This window comes from Pseudomonas neustonica, from assembly GCF_003797945.1.
In the GTDB taxonomy this organism is placed as follows: Bacteria; Pseudomonadota; Gammaproteobacteria; order Pseudomonadales; family Pseudomonadaceae; genus Halopseudomonas; species Halopseudomonas neustonica.
In genome coordinates this window covers 138,487-155,257 of sequence record NZ_RKKU01000005.1, presented here as the reverse complement: position 1 = coordinate 155,257, position 16,771 = coordinate 138,487, and the positions used below count along the sequence as shown (strand labels likewise).

The 16,771-nt window shown below is 60.7% G+C and carries 16 protein-coding genes and 1 pseudogene; 10 read left to right on the top strand and 7 right to left on the bottom strand.

The window, feature by feature from the left end:
• The first annotated feature begins 100 nt into the window (after positions 1-100).
• Genes xdhA through EF096_RS06715 form a run of 7 tightly spaced genes read left to right on the top strand, consistent with a single transcriptional unit; the run spans position 101 to position 8,225 of the window.
• Positions 101-1,567 (top strand): xanthine dehydrogenase small subunit, encoded by a 1,467-nt coding sequence (gene xdhA / locus EF096_RS06745; protein WP_123888860.1) that lies wholly within the window; start codon positions 101-103, stop codon positions 1,565-1,567.
• Positions 1,560-3,914 carry a xanthine dehydrogenase molybdopterin binding subunit gene (xdhB, locus tag EF096_RS06740; protein WP_123888859.1) on the top strand — a complete coding sequence of 785 codons (2,355 nt, stop codon included), beginning with the start codon at positions 1,560-1,562 and terminating at the stop codon, positions 3,912-3,914. Before xdhA ends, xdhB begins: the two co-directional genes overlap by 8 nt.
• The gene (xdhC, locus tag EF096_RS06735; protein WP_123888858.1) at positions 3,914-4,813 is read left to right on the top strand and encodes a xanthine dehydrogenase accessory protein XdhC; all 900 of its coding nucleotides are present in this window, start codon (positions 3,914-3,916) and stop codon (positions 4,811-4,813) included. Before xdhB ends, xdhC begins: the two co-directional genes overlap by 1 nt.
• Positions 4,810-5,310, top strand: coding sequence for a 2-oxo-4-hydroxy-4-carboxy-5-ureidoimidazoline decarboxylase (gene uraD / locus EF096_RS06730; RefSeq protein WP_123888857.1), 501 nt, complete (start codon positions 4,810-4,812; stop codon positions 5,308-5,310). The genes xdhC and uraD overlap by 4 nt, the downstream gene beginning before the upstream one ends.
• On the top strand, positions 5,307-5,651 hold the full coding sequence (uraH, locus tag EF096_RS06725) for a hydroxyisourate hydrolase (RefSeq protein ID WP_123888856.1): 345 nt from the start codon (positions 5,307-5,309) through the stop codon (positions 5,649-5,651). The genes uraD and uraH overlap by 4 nt, the downstream gene beginning before the upstream one ends.
• Before the next feature lie 5 nt (positions 5,652-5,656).
• On the top strand, positions 5,657-7,030 hold the full coding sequence (gene guaD / locus EF096_RS06720; RefSeq protein WP_123888855.1) for a guanine deaminase: 1,374 nt from the start codon (positions 5,657-5,659) through the stop codon (positions 7,028-7,030).
• A complete protein-coding gene (locus tag EF096_RS06715) occupies positions 7,011-8,225 on the top strand; it encodes a urate hydroxylase PuuD (protein ID WP_123888854.1) in 1,215 nt (404 codons plus the stop codon). The genes guaD and EF096_RS06715 overlap by 20 nt, the downstream gene beginning before the upstream one ends.
• Positions 8,226-8,301: 76 nt before the next feature.
• Here the strand turns inward: EF096_RS06715 and EF096_RS06710 are convergent, their stop codons facing one another.
• From EF096_RS06710 to EF096_RS06700, 3 genes are read right to left on the bottom strand one after another with little or no spacing between them, the layout of a single operon-like run.
• The gene (locus EF096_RS06710; protein ID WP_123888853.1) at positions 8,302-9,246 is read right to left on the bottom strand and encodes a 5-oxoprolinase subunit C family protein; all 945 of its coding nucleotides are present in this window, start codon (positions 9,244-9,246) and stop codon (positions 8,302-8,304) included.
• On the bottom strand, positions 9,243-9,950 hold the full coding sequence (gene pxpB, locus EF096_RS06705) for a 5-oxoprolinase subunit PxpB (protein ID WP_123888852.1): 708 nt from the start codon (positions 9,948-9,950) through the stop codon (positions 9,243-9,245). Before pxpB ends, EF096_RS06710 begins: the two co-directional genes overlap by 4 nt.
• A complete protein-coding gene (locus EF096_RS06700) occupies positions 9,947-10,690 on the bottom strand; it encodes a 5-oxoprolinase subunit PxpA (protein WP_123888851.1) in 744 nt (247 codons plus the stop codon). The genes pxpB and EF096_RS06700 overlap by 4 nt, the downstream gene beginning before the upstream one ends.
• Positions 10,691-10,834: 144 nt before the next feature.
• On the opposite strand from EF096_RS06700, the gene EF096_RS06695 reads away from it, so the two are divergent.
• Positions 10,835-11,527, top strand: a complete 693-nt coding sequence (locus EF096_RS06695; protein WP_123888850.1) for a type 1 glutamine amidotransferase domain-containing protein — start codon at positions 10,835-10,837, stop codon at positions 11,525-11,527.
• A 156-nt stretch (positions 11,528-11,683) separates the two neighbouring features.
• Here the strand turns inward: EF096_RS06695 and EF096_RS06690 are convergent, their stop codons facing one another.
• The 4 genes and pseudogenes from EF096_RS06690 to EF096_RS06675 form a co-directional block, all read right to left on the bottom strand.
• Positions 11,684-12,115, bottom strand: a complete 432-nt coding sequence (locus EF096_RS06690; RefSeq protein ID WP_123888849.1) for a PaaI family thioesterase — start codon at positions 12,113-12,115, stop codon at positions 11,684-11,686.
• A gap of 22 nt (positions 12,116-12,137) precedes the next feature.
• Complete coding sequence (locus EF096_RS06685) at positions 12,138-13,019, bottom strand: alpha/beta hydrolase family protein (protein ID WP_123888848.1); 882 nt, start codon at positions 13,017-13,019, stop codon at positions 12,138-12,140.
• Positions 13,009-13,563 (bottom strand): TetR/AcrR family transcriptional regulator, encoded by a 555-nt coding sequence (locus tag EF096_RS06680; RefSeq protein WP_235869650.1) that lies wholly within the window; start codon positions 13,561-13,563, stop codon positions 13,009-13,011. Before EF096_RS06680 ends, EF096_RS06685 begins: the two co-directional genes overlap by 11 nt.
• 187 nt (positions 13,564-13,750) lie before the next feature.
• A pseudogene (locus EF096_RS06675) lies at positions 13,751-14,296 on the bottom strand (AbrB family transcriptional regulator); the annotation flags it as partial.
• Between the two features lie 179 nt (positions 14,297-14,475).
• Between EF096_RS06675 and EF096_RS06670 the strand changes: the two are divergent.
• Both EF096_RS06670 and EF096_RS06665 read left to right on the top strand, forming a co-directional pair.
• Positions 14,476-15,612 carry a thiolase family protein gene (locus EF096_RS06670; RefSeq protein ID WP_123888845.1) on the top strand — a complete coding sequence of 379 codons (1,137 nt, stop codon included), beginning with the start codon at positions 14,476-14,478 and terminating at the stop codon, positions 15,610-15,612.
• Positions 15,613-15,658: 46 nt separating this feature from the next.
• Positions 15,659-16,771, top strand: coding sequence for an efflux RND transporter periplasmic adaptor subunit (locus EF096_RS06665; RefSeq protein ID WP_123888844.1), 1,113 nt, complete (start codon positions 15,659-15,661; stop codon positions 16,769-16,771).

The following is a 16,771-nucleotide window of genomic DNA, read 5'->3' as shown; positions in this document are numbered from 1 at the left end:
TTTTGCAAATACCAACGTACAGCCTGCACAGCGCCTATAACTGCACTGTGGCAGACCTCCCGCCGGAAACCGGCGAATAGTGGATAGCGCGGAGACGACAGTGATTGAGTTTTATTTAAATGGGCAGCCGCAAAAACTTGACCAGACTGACCCAAACTTGAGCATTTTAGACTGGCTGCGCACCAAAATGCGGCTTAGTGGTACAAAAGAAGGCTGCGCATCGGGTGATTGTGGTGCCTGCACCGTGTTGCTGGGTAGTCTGGACCAGCACGATCAGTGGCATTACGTGGCCATGAACAGCTGTATTGGCCTGGTCGGCGCATTGCACGGCAAGCACCTGATTACCGTTGATGCGCTGCAGCGCGAACCGGCGCACCCGGTGCAAACGGCGATGGTCGAGTGCAATGGCTCGCAGTGCGGCTTTTGTACGCCGGGCATCGTAATGTCGCTGGTTGGCTTGCATCAGCAGGTGGCGAGTGCCGGGCAACATGCCAATGCGCATCAGTTGATGGAAGCGTTGGCCGGCAATCTGTGCCGCTGCACCGGTTATCGCCCCATCGTGGAAGCGGGCGCGCGCAGTATTGTCGATAGCGTGCAGCAATGGGATGGCAACGCGTTGTTCAGTCCGCAGCCGAGTCGCGAGTTCAAGCAGGCCCGAGCTCAGGCCGCCGTGCTGCAGGATGAAGCAGGCAACCGTTTTACTGCGCCGCTATCGCTCGCGGCGCTGCGCGAGGCGCTGGCCGACCAGCCGCAGGCGCGGCTGGTCGCAGGTAGTACCGACCTGGCGCTGGAGATCACCCAGCAGCTGAAAACCCTGCCGCAGTTGATTTCGGTTGAGCAGGTCGCGGAGCTGCGCGAGCTGGAGCAGGATGATGAAAACCTGACCATAGGGTCCGCGCTGACCTACGCCCAGTTCGGCCCGATACTGGATCAATACTGGCCCGCGTTTACGCCTATGCTGGAACGTCTGGGCTCGCTGCAGATTCGCAACCGCGCGACGCTGGGCGGCAATATAGGCAATGCTTCGCCGATTGGTGACATGCCGCCGCCGCTGATTGCGCTAGGTGCTGAAATTCAGCTCGATAGTCAGCAAGGCACCCGCTGGCTGGCGTTGCAGGATTACTTCCTCGATTACAAGAAAACCGTGCTGCAGCCGGGTGAGTTTATCCGCGCGGTGCGAATTGCCAAGCCGGCGGCGAACGAGCGTTTGTTCATCTACAAGATTTCCAAGCGTTTGGACGATGATATTTCTGCCGTGCTGGCGGCTTTCTGGCTGCGCTTTAATGGTGACAATATTGAAGACTGCCGTTTGGCCTATGGCGGTATGGCGGGTATTCCCAAGCGTGCGCTGGCAGCGGAGACCGCGCTGCGTGGCCAGGCCTTTGATGAGTCTGCGGTGGCGGCTGCCGCTGCTGCGCTGACGCAGGACTTCAAACCCATGTCTGACGTGCGTGCTTCGGCTGCCTACCGCCTTGAGGTGGCTGGTAACCTGCTGCGCCGCGCGCTTTACGAACACCGCGCTGCCCACACTGGCGGCGCTGCACTGACGGTGACCGACTATGCGTAAACTCCCCCGCGACATTTCCCGCCAGAGCGGCCAGGCCGTCGGCATTGCTGGCCAGAGCGCGCTGCACGACAGCGCCTGGCTACACGTGCGTGGTCAGGCACGCTATATCGATGATCTGCGTGAGCCGGAAGGTCTGTTGCACGCGGCGGTCGGCCACAGCGAAGAGGCGCACGCGCGTATCACCAGCATGGATCTGAGCGCGGTACGCGCCTATCCCGGCGTGGTGGCGGTGATCACCCTCGCCGATGTGCCCGGCCATACCGATATCGGCCCGGTTTTCCCCGGCGACCCGGTCCTGGCCAGTGAGCTGGTCGAGCATATTGGTCAGCCGATCTTTGCCGTGGCGGCGACCAGCCATACCGCTGCCCGCAAGGCGGCGCGACTGGCCAAGGTCGAGTATGAGCCACTGCATGCGGTGCTCAGTACGCAGGAAGCCTTGGATACATCCTTCTTTGTGCGCCCCAGTCATACCCAGCAGCGCGGCGACCCGGACAAGGCGCTGGCCTCGGCACCTCACCGTCTCAAGGGTGAGATCAACGTGGGTGGTCAGGAGCACTTTTATCTGGAGGGACAGGTGGCGATGGTCGAGCCGCTGGAGGACGGTGGCATGTTTGTGCACACCTCCAGCCAGCATCCTTCAGAAGTACAGAAACTGGTTGCCGAGGTATTGGGCCTGCCGATTCATGCGGTGCAGGCTGAAGTCCGCCGCATGGGTGGCGGCTTTGGTGGCAAGGAAACCCAGGCAGCTGCGCTCGGTTGCGTGGCCGCCTTGCTGGCACAGGTGACCGGCAAGCCGATCAAGTATCGCCTGTCCCGCCCGGATGACATGGTGCAGACCGGCAAGCGTCACGACTTTTTCAATACCTACGACATCGGTTTTGACGATCAGGGTCTGATTCAGGGCGCCGAGATCATGGTGGCGGGCCGCTGCGGCTTTTCGCCGGATCTGTCCAACGCCATTGTCGAGCGCGCCATGTTCCACTCGGACAACAGCTACTTTCTGGACCAGGCACGGGTGACCGGGCATTGCTGCAAAACCCACACGGTCTCGAATACCGCCTTCCGTGGTTTCGGTGGTCCGCAGGGCATGATGGTAATCGAGCAGGCCGTGGATGATATCGCCCGTCACCTGCAGCTCGACCCGCTGGACGTGCGCAAGCACAACCTCTATCGCCCCGGCCGCGACACCACGCACTACGGTCAGGTGGTCGAGCAGCACATTCTGCCGGAGCTGGTCGCGCAGCTGGAAGCCAGCTCGGATTACCGCACACGGCGCGACGAAATCACCGCCTTCAACCAGCAAAGCCCGATCCTCAAGCGTGGGCTGGCGCTGACGCCGGTCAAGTTCGGTATCTCCTTTACCGCCAAGCACTTGAACCAGGCCGGCGCTTTGGTGTTGATCTACACCGACGGCAGCCTGCATGTGAACCATGGCGGCACCGAGATGGGTCAGGGCCTGTATATCAAGATCGCGCAGGTAGTGGCGGCGGCCTTCCAGGTGGATGTCGACAAGGTCAAGGTATCGGCCACGCGTACCGACAAGGTGCCCAACACCTCGCCGACCGCTGCGTCTTCCGGCTCCGACCTGAACGGTATGGCGGCGCTGGATGCCTGCGAGAAGATCAAAGCCGGGCTGGTTGCCTTTGCCGCCGAGCAGTATGGCTGCAAGGCCGAAGAGGTGCGGTTCGAGAACAATCAGGTGGTCGCTGGCGAGGCGCGTCTGGATTGGGCCGAGTTTGTGCAAAAGGCGTATATGAACCGCGTGTCTTTGTCGTCCAGCGGCTTCTACGCCACGCCCAAGATTCATTACGATTTTGCCACCGGCAAGGGCCATCCCTTCCTCTACTACGCCAATGGCGCCGCGTGCTCCGAGGTAGTGCTGGACACCCTTACCGGGGAATACCGGGTTATGCGTACCGATATCCTGCACGACGTCGGTCAGTCGCTGAACCCGGCCATCGACATTGGCCAGATTGAGGGCGGCTTTGTGCAGGGCATGGGTTGGCTGACCACCGAAGAGCTGGTCTATAACGATAAGGGTCGCCTGATGACCACCGGACCGGCCACCTACAAGATTCCGGCCGTATCCGATACGCCGCCCGATCTGCGGGTGAACCTGCTGGCGGCCAGCCCCAACCGCGAAGCCACAGTGTTCCGTTCCAAGGCCGTGGGTGAGCCGCCGTTGATGCTCGGCATTGCGGTGTGGAGCGCGCTGCGTGATGCGGTCGCCAGCCTCACCGATTACCGCTACAGTCCGCCGCTGGATACCCCGGCGACACCAGAGCGCATGCTCAACGCGGTGAATGCGGCGCGGGCCTGGGCTAATACCGAGCAGGAGACTGCCTGATGGATAAACGTATGCGCTGGTTTGAAGCGGTCGCTGACTGCGAACAGCGCGGCGAGCCCTATGTACTGGTCACCATCGCTGGCGTGGCCGGTTCGGTGCCGCGTGAGCCGTCGAGCAAGATGGTCGTCACTGGTGAGCAGACTTACGACACCATAGGTGGCGGTCATCTGGAGTATCTGGTGACCGCGCGCGCCCGTGAACAATTGGCGGCCAGCCGCTTTGAAACCCAGCTGGAGCATTTTCCGCTCGGCGCCAGTCTGGGCCAATGCTGTGGCGGCAGCGTCTCGGTGCTGCTTGAAGGTCAACGCGGCAGTGATGCTCGGCTGGTGGTGTTTGGCGCTGGCCACGTGGCGCGCGCGCTGATGAGTATCATGGGACAGTTACCCTGGCAGGTGACCTGGGTCGACTCGCGGGCAGACAGCTTTCCGGCCGAGCTACCAGCTAACGTGCGGCGCTACCATACCGATGATCCGGTCGCCGATGTAGCCGAGTTGTGCGGCGATGCCCACGTGTTGATTCTGACCCACAATCACCAGCTCGATTATGATTTGTGCCGCGCGCTGCTCAATGCTGATGCTGCTTGTAGCGTAGGGTTGATTGGTTCGCAGACCAAGGCTGATCGTTTCCGTCAGCGCTTGAGCCATCGCGGTTACAGCGAGGCGCAAATTGATGGTATTCGCTGCCCGGTCGGGCGCTCCGATGTGCCGGGTAAACGGCCAATGGAAGTGGCGGTATCCATCAGTGCCGAGCTGCTCAGCCTGGCCGCCGACGAAGCACCGCGTAGCCGTCGTCGCGGGGTGAGCTGGCCGGCTCTGCGCGATCTGATGAAACAGGGTGAGGCCGTCGCTGCGACTGAGCCCTGCGCTGAAAACACAACCCCGCCAGTGGAGGCAAAATGAGCCTGGAAGAACTGAACAAGCTGCCGGCAGCGCAAGCGCTGACCCTGTTTCGCGATTGCTGCGCGGCGGATGCCTGGGCATACCCCATGGTCGAGTCGCGGCCCTATGGTTCGGCGGAAGCACTGCACGGCACGGCCCGCGCGCTCTGGCCAAACCTGCATGAGACCGACTGGCTGGTCGCTTTTGAAGCACACCCCAAGATTGGCGACATCAAGAGTCTGAAAGCCAAGTACGCCAGCACCGAGGCCTTGGCCAGTGGCGAGCAATCCGGTGCACGTGTGGCACCGGATGAGGTGCTGCAGCGGCTGAAGGATGGCAATTATGCCTACCTCGACAAATTCGGTTTTATCTTTATCGTCTGCGCTACCGGCAAGAGCGCCGAGCAGATGCTGGCGCTGCTGGAAGAACGCCTACCCCATACCCGTGAAGAAGAGCTCCGCATCGCCGCCGCGGAGCAGGCCAAGATCACCCATATTCGTCTGGACAAACTGTTATGAGTAATAAGAGCCCTATCACTACCCATATTCTGGACCTTGGCGGTGGTTGCCCCGCCGCTGGCGTCGCCATCGTGCTGGAGCGCCAGACCGACCATGGTTGGGAAACGCTGGGCCAGGCGTCAACCGATGCGGACGGTCGCGTATTGAACGGCTTTGGCGACAGCGCGCCGCAAGGCGTTTACCGCCTGACCTTTGATACCGACGGCTATTATGCGCGTCAGGGGTTGGAGTGCTTCTATCCGTCAGTCAGCATCGCCTTCAAGCTGACTGATACGACCGCCCACTACCATGTACCGCTGCTGCTCAACCAGTGGGGCTACTCGACCTACCGGGGAAGTTAATGACCATGAATACCTCTACTGCGGCGGCCTTTCCGGCTGGCTGTACGGCCTTTCGCGGGCCTTTGTTGCACTTTATCGGTGAGCCGGGGCTGACTCAGCCCAACCCGGACAGTTATGAGTATCACGCCGACGGCCTGTTGGTGGTTGCCGACGGGCGGGTGCTGGCCAACGGCGCTGCCACTGATCTGCTGCCACGGCTGCCGGCGGGTACCGAGGTCGGGCAGTGGCCCGATAGCCTGATCATTCCCGGCCTGATCGATACCCACGTACACATGCCGCAATTGGCGGTGATGGCCAGTTATGGCACCCAGCTGCTGGAGTGGTTGGAAACCTATACCTTCCCGACCGAAGCGCGCTTTGCCGATGCGGGCTGGTCTGCCGATCAGTCGCAGCTGTTTCTGGATTTGCTGCTGGCGCACGGCACCACCTCGGCGCTGGTGTTCAGCACCTCGCACAAGGTGGCCGCCGAGGCGCTGTTCAGCGCTGCCGATGGCTACAATATGGCGATTACCACAGGCAAGGTGATGATGGACTGCCACGCCCCGGATGGCGTGCGTGATGAAACCGAAGCCAGCTACAGCGAGAGCCGCGAACTGATTGAGCGTTGGCACGGCAAGGGTCGTCAGCGTTACGCGGTAACGCCGCGCTTTGCCGCGACCTCTACCGTGCAGCAACTGACCTATGCCGGTCAGTTGGTGGCCGAATACCCGGATGTGTTGATGCAGACCCACTGGGCGGAGAACCACGCCGAGATCGCCTGGATCAAGGAGTTGTTTCCTGAGCGCAGCAGCTATCTGGATGTCTACGACCACTTTGGTCTGTTGGGCGAGCGCAGCGTATTAGCCCACGGTATTCATATCGACGACGTTGACCGCGCACGGCTGGCGGAAACCGGCACTCGCATTGCTTTCTGCCCGACCTCCAACACCTTCCTGGGCAGCGGTCTGTTTGACCTGGCCAGCGCCCGCGCCGCCGAGGTGCAAGTGGGCCTGGCTACTGACGTGGGCGGTGGTACCAGCCTGTCGATGCTCGCCACCATGGCTGAGGCTTACAAGGTCTGTCAGCTGCGCGGCCAGAGTCTGAACCCTTTTCAGGCGTTTTACATGGCTACGCTGGGTAACGCTCAAGTGCTGCATCAGGCTGCGGACACCGGCAACCTGCAGCCCGGTAAGTATGCTGACTTTTTGATCCTTGACCGTACCGCCAGCCCGGCCTTGCGCCTCAAGCATAAAGCCGACCGTGACCTGCAGGGCATGCTGTTCGATTTGATGATTCTTGGCGATGATCGCGCCATTCGCCGTACCTATATCGCCGGGCAGTGCCGGTATGACCGTGAAAGCACAAAAGGAGCGGCCCTCAATGCATGCATATCTGGCTGAATGGCTGAGCCTAATCATCCGCTGGTTTCACGTCATTGCTGGCGTGGCCTGGATCGGTGCGTCCTTTTACTTCGTCTGGCTCGACAATAACCTGCGCGAGCCACCGGAATGGAAGAAACAAAAAGGTATCAAGGGTGACCTTTGGGCCATCCATGGCGGCGGCTTTTATGAAGTAGCCAAGTATCACGTTGGCCCGGAAAAAATGCCTGCCGAGCTGCATTGGTTCAAATGGGAGGCCTACAGCACGCTGATGAGTGGCCTGGCGCTGCTGTTTGCGGTCTATTACTTCGGCAACCCGGGTTACCTGATCGATGCCAGCAAGCTCGACCTCAGTATGGGTGGCGCCATCGCCATTGGCATGGGCACGCTGCTTGGCGTCATGGTTATCTATGAAGCGCTGATTCGCAGTCCCTTGGCCAAGCACGGTCTGGCGTTCGGGGTGGTGTTGTTTCTGATTCTGGTCGCAGTGGCCTGGGGCATGTTCCAGGTCTTTGCTGGCCGTGGTGCCTTTATCCATGTGGGCGCGGTCATCGGCACCATCATGGTCGCCAACGTCTTTCTGGGTATTGTTCCGGCGCAGCGTGCGCTGGTCAGTGCCGTTGAGAAAGGGGATACCCCGGATGAGCGGGTAGTGATGCTGGCGCAGCGCGCCATGCTGCGCTCACGCCACAACAACTATCTGACGTTGCCGGTCATTTTCATCATGATCAGCAACCACTATCCGATTTTCTACGGTAATGAGTATGGCTGGGCGGTGTTGGCGGCAATTGGTGCTATTACGGCTTACGCACGGCACTTCTTCAACCTGCGTCACAAGCAGATCAACAAGCCGTCGATCCTGATCATCAGTGCCTTGGCTACGCTGGCGCTGATCTGGGCCATGGCCCCCAGCGCACCCGAAACCGCCGCCACGCACAACGCCGACGGTACTCAGGTCGCTCGGGTGGCGGATGCCGATGTCAGTCAGCTGTTGGCAACCCACTGTCAGGCTTGTCACGCCGCGCAGCCAAGCAGTCCGGCATTCCAGGCACCACCGGCGGGCATCATGCTGGAAACCCTGGAGCAGCTGAAACTGCATCACGCCAAGGTGTATCAGGCAGCGGTTGCGACCCAATATATGCCGCTGGGCAACATGACCGGCATTACCCCGGAAGAGCGCAGCCTGTTGGGACAATGGCTACAGGAGAATCCCTGAGGCAAGCGGCAAGCGGCAAGCGGCAAGCTACAAGCTACAAGCTACAAGCCACAAGCTTAAAGCTTAAAGCTAGAAGCTAGAAGCTAGAGCTTGCAGCTGGCACTACTGGCCAGCATGTGATTAGCGCTAACTGTTCTTGCCTGGCTTGCTGCTGACCGATGGGTTGCAGGCGTATTTTTTGGCCTGGAGCGCATTGGGCTAGGCGTGCAATTGACGCCGGGGTGAGTGCGCCGAGTCTTGGATATCCGCCTATTGTCTGGCGGTCGTTCAGCAGCACTATGGGCTGGCCGTCCGGCGGCACCTGCACGGCGCCGAGGGGAATGCCTTCGGAGATCAGCGCATCGCCCTGATAGTGCAGCACCGGGCCGGTCAGGCGCATGCCCATGCGGTCGGCGCGTTGATCCAGTGTCCAGTGTTGGTTGAACAGCGCAAACAGGCTGGCGCCGTTGAACTGGCTGCTTTGTGCGCCCAGCAGCAGTTGCAGGGTGACAGCGCTCTGGTAGTCCGGGATCGCCTCGGGTGGCATATTCCGACCAATCGCAGGCTGCGCTGAATAGGTGAGCTGATCGCCGGATTTTAGCCCCGTGCCGTCGCCATGCAAGCCTCCCAGCCCCTCACGCATCACGGTCGCAACCGAGCGCAGAACCGGGGTTGCCTTGAATCCACCGGCGGCGGCTAAGTAGGCGCGCACCCCGCTGCGTGGCTGAGTGAATTCGAGTTGTTGGCCGCTGCGTATGGCAAAGGCTTGCCAGGGCGCCAGCGGCTGCTGATCGAGTTTGGCATTGAGGTCGGCTCCGCACAGCGCCAACCAGCCATCGGCCTCGGCCCTGAGAGTCAGTCCTCCCAACGGAATTTCAATCACGCAGGCGTCCAGCGGGTTACCCAACAGCCAGTTGGCCCAGTGCTGGGCGATCCAGTCCAGCGCGCCACCCTGAGTCACGCCCAGCTGCCGCACGCCAAAGCGGCCGCCATCCTGCAATTGAGCGAAGCCCAGGCTGTGCTCTACCCGCAATAGGCTCATGGCGTTGGTTCCATCGGCGTAGGGTCGCCACCGAGGCGCAAAAATTCGGGCTGATCGATAGCGACAAAACGTACCCGGTCGCCGGGCTTGAGCAGACTGTAGCCATCGCGCTCGCGGTCAAACAAGGCTAGCGGGTAGCGACCAATCAGATTCCAGCCGCCGGGTGAAACCAGCGGATATACCGCCGTCTGGCGTTCGGCAATGCCCACACTGCCCTTCGGCACCCGCTGGCGCGGAGTGGCCAAACGAGGTGCAGCGATGCTTGGATCGACCAGCCCCATATAGCCAAAACCGGGGGCGAAGCCGAGGGTAAATACGGGATAGTCGCGGCTGCAATGGCGTTCTATCACCTGCTCCGCGGTACAGCCTGCACGGTGCGCAAGTGGCTGCAGATCGGGGCCGACGCTGGGGTGATACCAGACCGGCAGTTCGTGCCGTTGGCCGCTGGCGTTCATCGCCAGCGGTTGTAGACCTTTTAACGCCAGCTGCACGCGCTCAAGTGCTTGCGCCTCACTCAATTCGAGGCAGTCGTAGTGCAGCATTAATGTGGTGTAGGACGGCACCAGGTCAATCAGCTGCGCGCCAAAGGCCGCATGCAGACGCTCGGCAGCGGCCATCAACCAGGGCATATTGGCTTCGTCGATCTGGTCGAATAGCCGCAGCATCAGACTGTCGATGGCGATAGTTTCGATGCGCGGAGTCACAGCGCATCCATGGCCGCGCGGATATGCGCAACCACCGCCACGGATTCGGCGTTGTCGCCGTGCACGCACAGGCTGTCGGCTTGCAAATAAAGATCGCTGCCGTCGCTCGCTGCCAATGGTTCACCGCGCGCGAAGGTCAGCGCCTGAGCAAGGATCTGCTCGGCGTCAGGGTGCACTGCACCCGGCTGGCTGCGCGGTAGCAAATAACCATCAGCGTCGTAGCCGCGGTCGGCAAAAGCCTCGAACCAGAGATGGATGCCCTGCTCTGCCGCCAATGATTGCGCCTCGCGGTTGTCGCGTCGGGCCAGCAGCATTAACGGCAGGCTGGCGTCGAAGGCTGCGACCGCGCGCATGACCGCCCTGAGCAGCGCGGGCTGGCGCATCATGTCGTTGTAGAGCGCACCGTGGGGTTTGACGTAGCTCAGCGTCGCGCCCTCGGCTCGACAGATAGCCTCCAGTGCACCAAGCTGATAAAGCAGCATGTCTTCGACTTCCTGCCCGGAGCAATTCATCGAACGGCGGCCAAAGCCGACCAGGTCCGGATACGCTGGATGCGCGCCAATCATCACATCATGGTTGACCGCCAGGGCGACGGTGCGGCGCATGATGCTCGGATCGGAGGCGTGGAAGCCGCAGGCGATGTTGGCGCAATCCACGTAGGGCATCACCGCCTCGTCCATGCCCATGGTCCAGGCGCCAAAGCTTTCGCCCATATCGCAGTTCAACCTTGGCTTGTGCATGTGTGCTGATGCTCCTGTCGGGTTGGGCGTACTAAAAAAACTGAACGAAACGCTATTTTGGCTGCCGGATTTACAGTGTATTCATGCTGTTCGGCGCAAATAGCGCATCGCAGCCGCCACTTTCGCATAGATAAGAGAGGCAATATGAAGATTCTCATGGTTCTTACCTCGCACGACAAGCTTGGCGATACGGGCAAGAAAACCGGCTTCTGGCTGGAAGAGTTCGCGGCGCCCTATTACGTGCTTAAAGACGCCGGTCTGGAAGTGACCTTGGCCTCACCCCATGGGGGTCAGCCACCGCTGGACCCCACCAGTGCTCAGCCGGACGCGCAGACGCCAGCGACCGAGCGGTTTGCCGCCGATATGGAAGCCCAGGCGCAGCTGGCCAGCACCCACGCACTGTCGGCCATCTCCGCCAGTGACTTCGATGCCATATTCTACCCCGGCGGCCACGGCCCGATGTGGGATCTGCATACCGACGCCACTTCGCTGGCACTGATTGAAGCCTTCGCCAAGGCTGACAAGCCGATCGGCGCTGTCTGCCATGCTCCTGCTGCGCTGCTGAACGCCAAAGGTAAGGACGGCGAGTACCTGGTCGGCGCCAAGCGCGTGACCGGCTTCTCCAACTCCGAGGAAGATGCGGTAGGTTTGAGCGACGTAGTGCCCTTCATGCTGGAAGATGCGCTGAAGGAAAAAGGCGGCGTTTACAGCAAGGGCGAAGACTGGAGCGAATACGTTCTGGTCGATGGCCTGCTGGTAACCGGTCAGAACCCGGGCTCATCAGAGAAAGTGGCAAAAGAGCTGCTGACCCTGCTCAGGGTATTACCTGGCAACTGAGTCGATAACACCTGTTATTGCTGCAAAAGGGGCGCTCACCGAGCGCCCCTTTTTGCTTTTCCACCCGCGGTGAAAAATAGGGTGAAGCCAGCAGCTAAGCGCTAGCCTTAGCTTGCCGCTTGCCGCTTTCCGCTTTCCGCTTTCCGCTTCCCGCTACTAGCTGATAATCATATTGGTCGCCGTCGCGTAGGCGTACAGCGAACCGGTCTCGTCGCGCAGATAACCTTCGGAAATCACCAACCGACGGGTCTTGTTGATCACCTTGCCTTCAGCGATCAGCGTCTTGTTGAAGGGCACAGGCTTGCACATCTTCACGTTCAGCTCGATGGTGCCGTAGCCCACCCCGGCTTCCAGCATGGTGTGCGCTGCGCAGCCAGTGACCGAATCCATTACGGTAGCGGCAAAACCGCCGTGTACGCCGCCCAGTGGATTGGTGTGAGTTTCATCGGCGGTGGCTTCGAATACCACGCGGCCTGCTTCGGCAAGGGTGATATTCATCGGAATGGTCTTGGAGATCGGCGCCAGTGGGGTCTTGCCAGCGGCGGCCGCCTGCATGATCTGTAGTCCAGTCATGTCTTTGAAGTTCATCTAGCTGTTCCTTGCGCAAGTGTCAGGCTGCCTTGGCAGCCAGGGTGAGTTGATCGAACCAGTCCAGTGCACCATGCCAGAGTGGCTCAGCGTGTGCTCGGAAGTAGCCCATGTGCCCCAGTGGACGCAGGTTAAGCGCTAGCGGGTCAACGGTGAGCGCTGTGTAATCGGCGTTACGGTAAGCTGACATAAAAGCATCGCGCGAAGCAGGCGAGGCCCAGAGATCGTCGGTGGCGCTCACGGCAGTCAGCGGCGTGGTGACCTCGCCAAAGCGCGCTTCCAGCCCCGGCATGTGCGGGTCTTCAAAGAAATAGCGCGGGAAGCGGCACCATCGTTTCCATTTTTGGTAGACGCCCTTGGGCAGGTCTTCGCCCATCCCCAGTTTGCGCCAGGCCAGATAGCCCTTGCTGCGCACGATCAGCGGGCCGATGACACGCCACATCAGCAGCACGCGTAACTGTTCGCTGCGGGGCATCCAGCCATGCCAGCCGGCACCGGTGCCGAAGGTATAGAGACCGCCGATGGCGCTGTGGTTGGGCAGCAGGCCAAAGGCGTGGCCGCCGAACGAGTGGCCGACCATGTAGAGTGGCAGGTCGCCGCCTTTCAGGTAATCGACGCCCGCTGCCAGGTCCAGCTCGGCCCAGTCGAGGTAATCCATGTCAAAGCCACGCAGGCTGGCCGGTGCTGAGCCACCGATGCCGCGATAATCCAGTGTCAGGGTGCTGTAGCCCCGGCTGGCAGCGTACTCGGCAAATCTTCGATAAAAGCCCTGCGGTACGCCGGTGGCGCTGCCGACCAGCAGTTGGCCAATGGGCTGACTGGCTGGATACAGGGTGGCGCTCAGTGGGTAGCCGTCGGCGGCGGTTAGGGTTAAGGCCTGGCTGGCGATAGTCTCAGAGTTCATGGTGAAAAGCCTTTTGTTGCAATCGAACCTGCCCCAGCAGTGCGCGAAAAGCGCGCTCCAGCGGCAGGGTGTCACCGGCCGCGCGGGCCATGATCAGGCCCCCCTCATAGCTGGAAAACAGCAGTGCAGAGAGGTCTTCGCTGTAATCGGAGGGGTAGCCGGCGGCGCTGATATGCGCGGAAAACTGGCGGTGTATGCGATTGAAGGCGTTGTTTACCGCCAGGCGTAGATCGAGATCTTCAGGGCCACTGTCCAGCGCCGCTGCGGCCAAGGGGCAACCCAGGCTGAACTCGCTAGCCTCAATACGCCGCAGGGCGCTTTGGATCCAGTGCGCGACCGCGTCCAGCGGGTCGGCATGTTCGCTGAACAAGCGGCTGAAAAAGCGCTCCAGCTGATCGGCAGTCTGCGCGATGGCTGCCATTGCCAGCTCTTCCTTGCCGCCCGGAAAGTGATGGTAAAGACTGCCTTTGGGTGCCTTGGCCAGGCTTAGTAGCTCGGTCAGTCCGGTACCGTGCAGGCCGTTGCGTTGCAGCGACCTTTGCATGGTATTTATCAGTCTGGTGCGGGTATCTGAGTTGTTCATGTCATTATTTATAGACTGATCAGTCTACTGAGTAAAGCGGGATCTCAAGTTACTCGCCCTGGTTCGATTGCCTCTGGTCGGCAACCGAGCCGGACGCGAAGCGACCTGAGCGCCATTCCCACGCGAAGCGTGGGAACGATCAAGAAACCTATTTGCCCGGGCTGAATCTCTGCCACAACACGAACAACGGCTCAGCCAGAAACATCACCAGAAACAGGCGCAACACCTGCAAGGCGGTCACGATAGCGACGGACAGCTGCAGCGCCTCAGCGGTCAGGCATAGCTGGGTTATACCGCCGGGCATCATACCCAGCATCAGGCTGATACGGTCAACGTCGCCCAGGGTGCTCAGCAGCGTGGCGGCGCCGGCGGCGACCAGCATGGCAAGTAGGGTGAAGAGTAATACCCGCAGTAAGAACGCGGGTGCCTTGCGAAAGAAAGCGCGGTCGAAGTGGCAGCCCAAAGCACTGCCGATTAGCCATTGGCCAACGTCACTGGCGCCGGTGGGTAGGGCGATATTGATATCCAGCAATACGCCAGCGCCAGCGCAGACCATCAATGGCCCCAGCATCCACGGGTTGGGCTGGCGCAGTCGGCGCAGCAGCAGCGCCGCAAGTCCGCCTAGTGGCATAAGCCAGGCTAGCAGACCGAGATCGGTGGGCAGCCTGCACGAGGGCGCGGCGGGCGGTTTACTGGTTCGGATCAGCTTTCCTGCCTGAGGCAGTCTTGCCGTAACAGCTCCATAACCAGCCTGCGCACCTTGCGGATGTTGTACGTTAAATAAAATTACAAGTGTAATTCTATGCAAGCATTTAAATTATGGTTATCATTTAAAGGTGTCATCACTTTTCTTTGCTATTCAGGATCGACGCCATGAAATCTATTGTCATTGCCGGTTACGCCCGTTCTCCTTTCCAGTTCGCCCGTAAGGGCAGTTTGATTAACCTGCGCCCGGATGACCTTGCTGCGCAGGTGCTCGCCGGACTGGTCTCATGCCTGGACCTTAACCCGGCACTGCTGGAAGACGTGATTATGGGCTGCGCCTATCCCGAAGCCGAACAGGGCGCCAATATTGCGCGCATCGCCAGCTTTCGCGCTGGCTTCCCGGAAACCCTTGGCGGCGTCACGGTTAACCGCTTCTGTGGCTCCTCCATGACGGCCATTCATTTTGCCGCCGGGCAGATTATGCTGGGCGCAGGTGAGGCCTTCATTGCTGCGGGGGTGGAGTCCATGACGCGTGTGCCGATGGGCGGCTTCAACCCCTCCGCCAACCCGGAGCTGTTGCAGAGCTACCCCGAGGTCTACATGGCCATGGGGCATACCGCAGAAGAGGTAGCGCGGCGTTTTGCTGTCAGCCGTGAAGAACAGGATGAGCTCGCCGTGTTATCCCATGCAAAAGCTGCCAAGGCGCGCGCGGCGGGTTTGCTGGCAGAGGAGATAATCCCGGTGCATACGCCCGATGGCGTAGTGACAGAGGATGGTTGTATCCGCCCCGGCACCAATCTGGAATCGCTGGCGCAGCTCAAGCCAGCCTTTGGCGGCCTGGTCACTGCCGGCACGGCATCACCGCTTACCGACGGCAGCGCAGCGGTGCTGGTGTGCACTGAAGCGTTTGCCCGCCAGCACGGACTGCCTATGCTGGCGCGTATAAAAGCCGTCGCTGTGGGCGGCTGTGCGCCGGAGATCATGGGCATGGGGCCGGTAGAGGCAACGCGTAAAGTGCTTGATCGCGCGGGGCTGAGCATCAATGATGTCGACCTGATGGAAATAAATGAAGCGTTCTCCAGCCAATCCATTGCCTGTCTGCGTGAGTTGGATATGCCGCTGGAGCGCGTCAATCTGGATGGCGGTGCGCTGGCGTTGGGTCATCCCTTGGGGGCTACCGGCGCGCGTATTACCGGTAAGGCCGCTGCACTATTGCAGCGCACCGGCGGGCGCTATGCGATTGCTACGCAATGTATTGCCGGTGGTCAGGGTGTTGCCACTCTGCTCGAAGCCGTAGGCGAATAATTAAAATAATGTCGGGCCCTCGGGGCCCCGCTAGGGAGAGTTCAGGATGTCTGCAGGAAAAACCCTGTTGCTGACGTGTTTACTGCTTGCGGTGGTCGCTTGCAAAAAAGAAGATCAAGCCGACGCTGCGACTGTCGATACCGCGCCACCGCGTATGGTACTAGCCACTGAAGTACACCCTGCCGCTAGCCGCGGCGCTACCTTTACCGGCGTGGTGGCGGCGCGTACCGAGAGTGAACTGGGTTTTCGCGTGGCGGGCAAGGTCATTGAGCGGCGAGTTGATCCGGGAGAGCGGGTCAGCAAGGGCGATGTTCTGCTGGTGCTGGATGTAGACGACTTTGAGCTGGCACTGCGTGCAGCTAATAACCGGGTGCGTTCGGCCCAGGCAACGCTGCAGCAGGCCCGCGATGACGAAAAGCGTTATAGCGAACTGGTTGAGAGCGGCGCAATCCCGCGCCAGGCTTTTGATGAAGCCGTCACTGCGCTGCGGGTCGCGCAAGCCAATATGGCATCGGCACGGGCCGATGCGGCGCAGATAGAGAATCAGCGTGGCTACTCTACGCTGACCGCCGGCGCTGATGGTGTTATCACTGATGTGATGGTTGATAGCGGGCAGGTGGTTGCCGCCGGACAGGTCGTGGCCAAATTGGCGCACAGCGGCGCGCGTGAGGCGGTTATCAATATCCCGGAAACTCAGCGCCACCTTGCCGATCATACGGCGGCAGCGCAGTTGTTTGGCGATCCCGATACGGTCATTCCAGCAAAACTGCGAGAGCTATCTGCGTCAGCTGATCCGGTTACTCGCACCTATCGCGCTCGTTACGTGCTGGAAGACGGTGAAACGCCCCTGGCGATTGGTGCAACCATCAGCATTCATCTGGACGACACTGCCGCAAACGCCTTAACGCGTGTGCCTTTGGGTGCGCTTTATGACCGTGGTGCGGGCACTGGAGTATGGGTCATTAACGATGAATCACAGGTGAACTTTACGCCCGTGAAGGTGGCCAGTCTTGGTCAGGAATACGCCTTGCTATCCGAGGGGCTTAGCGAGGGTCAGCGCATCGTCGCCTTGGGTGCGCACCTGCTGCATGAAGGGGATGCCGTGCGACTGTTGCCAGCTGCGTCCTGGGCGGCCGATTCTGCAGCAAGGGAACGATGA

Coding starts and splice junctions, on each gene's coding strand:
- EF096_RS06695 (WP_123888850.1), top strand. CDS start 10,835: ATGAAGATTCTCATGGTTCTTACCTCGCACGACAAGCTTGGCGATACG.
- xdhB (WP_123888859.1), top strand. CDS start 1,560: ATGCGTAAACTCCCCCGCGACATTTCCCGCCAGAGCGGCCAGGCCGTC.
- EF096_RS06710 (WP_123888853.1), bottom strand. CDS start 9,246: ATGAGCCTATTGCGGGTAGAGCACAGCCTGGGCTTCGCTCAATTGCAG.
- EF096_RS06700 (WP_123888851.1), bottom strand. CDS start 10,690: ATGCACAAGCCAAGGTTGAACTGCGATATGGGCGAAAGCTTTGGCGCC.
- EF096_RS06715 (WP_123888854.1), top strand. CDS start 7,011: ATGCATGCATATCTGGCTGAATGGCTGAGCCTAATCATCCGCTGGTTT.
- EF096_RS06690 (WP_123888849.1), bottom strand. CDS start 12,115: ATGAACTTCAAAGACATGACTGGACTACAGATCATGCAGGCGGCCGCC.
- EF096_RS06665 (WP_123888844.1), top strand. CDS start 15,659: ATGTCTGCAGGAAAAACCCTGTTGCTGACGTGTTTACTGCTTGCGGTG.
- xdhC (WP_123888858.1), top strand. CDS start 3,914: ATGGATAAACGTATGCGCTGGTTTGAAGCGGTCGCTGACTGCGAACAG.
- uraD (WP_123888857.1), top strand. CDS start 4,810: ATGAGCCTGGAAGAACTGAACAAGCTGCCGGCAGCGCAAGCGCTGACC.
- EF096_RS06670 (WP_123888845.1), top strand. CDS start 14,476: ATGAAATCTATTGTCATTGCCGGTTACGCCCGTTCTCCTTTCCAGTTC.
- EF096_RS06685 (WP_123888848.1), bottom strand. CDS start 13,019: ATGAACTCTGAGACTATCGCCAGCCAGGCCTTAACCCTAACCGCCGCC.
- EF096_RS06680 (WP_235869650.1), bottom strand. CDS start 13,563: ATGCAAAGGTCGCTGCAACGCAACGGCCTGCACGGTACCGGACTGACC.
- guaD (WP_123888855.1), top strand. CDS start 5,657: ATGAATACCTCTACTGCGGCGGCCTTTCCGGCTGGCTGTACGGCCTTT.
- uraH (WP_123888856.1), top strand. CDS start 5,307: ATGAGTAATAAGAGCCCTATCACTACCCATATTCTGGACCTTGGCGGT.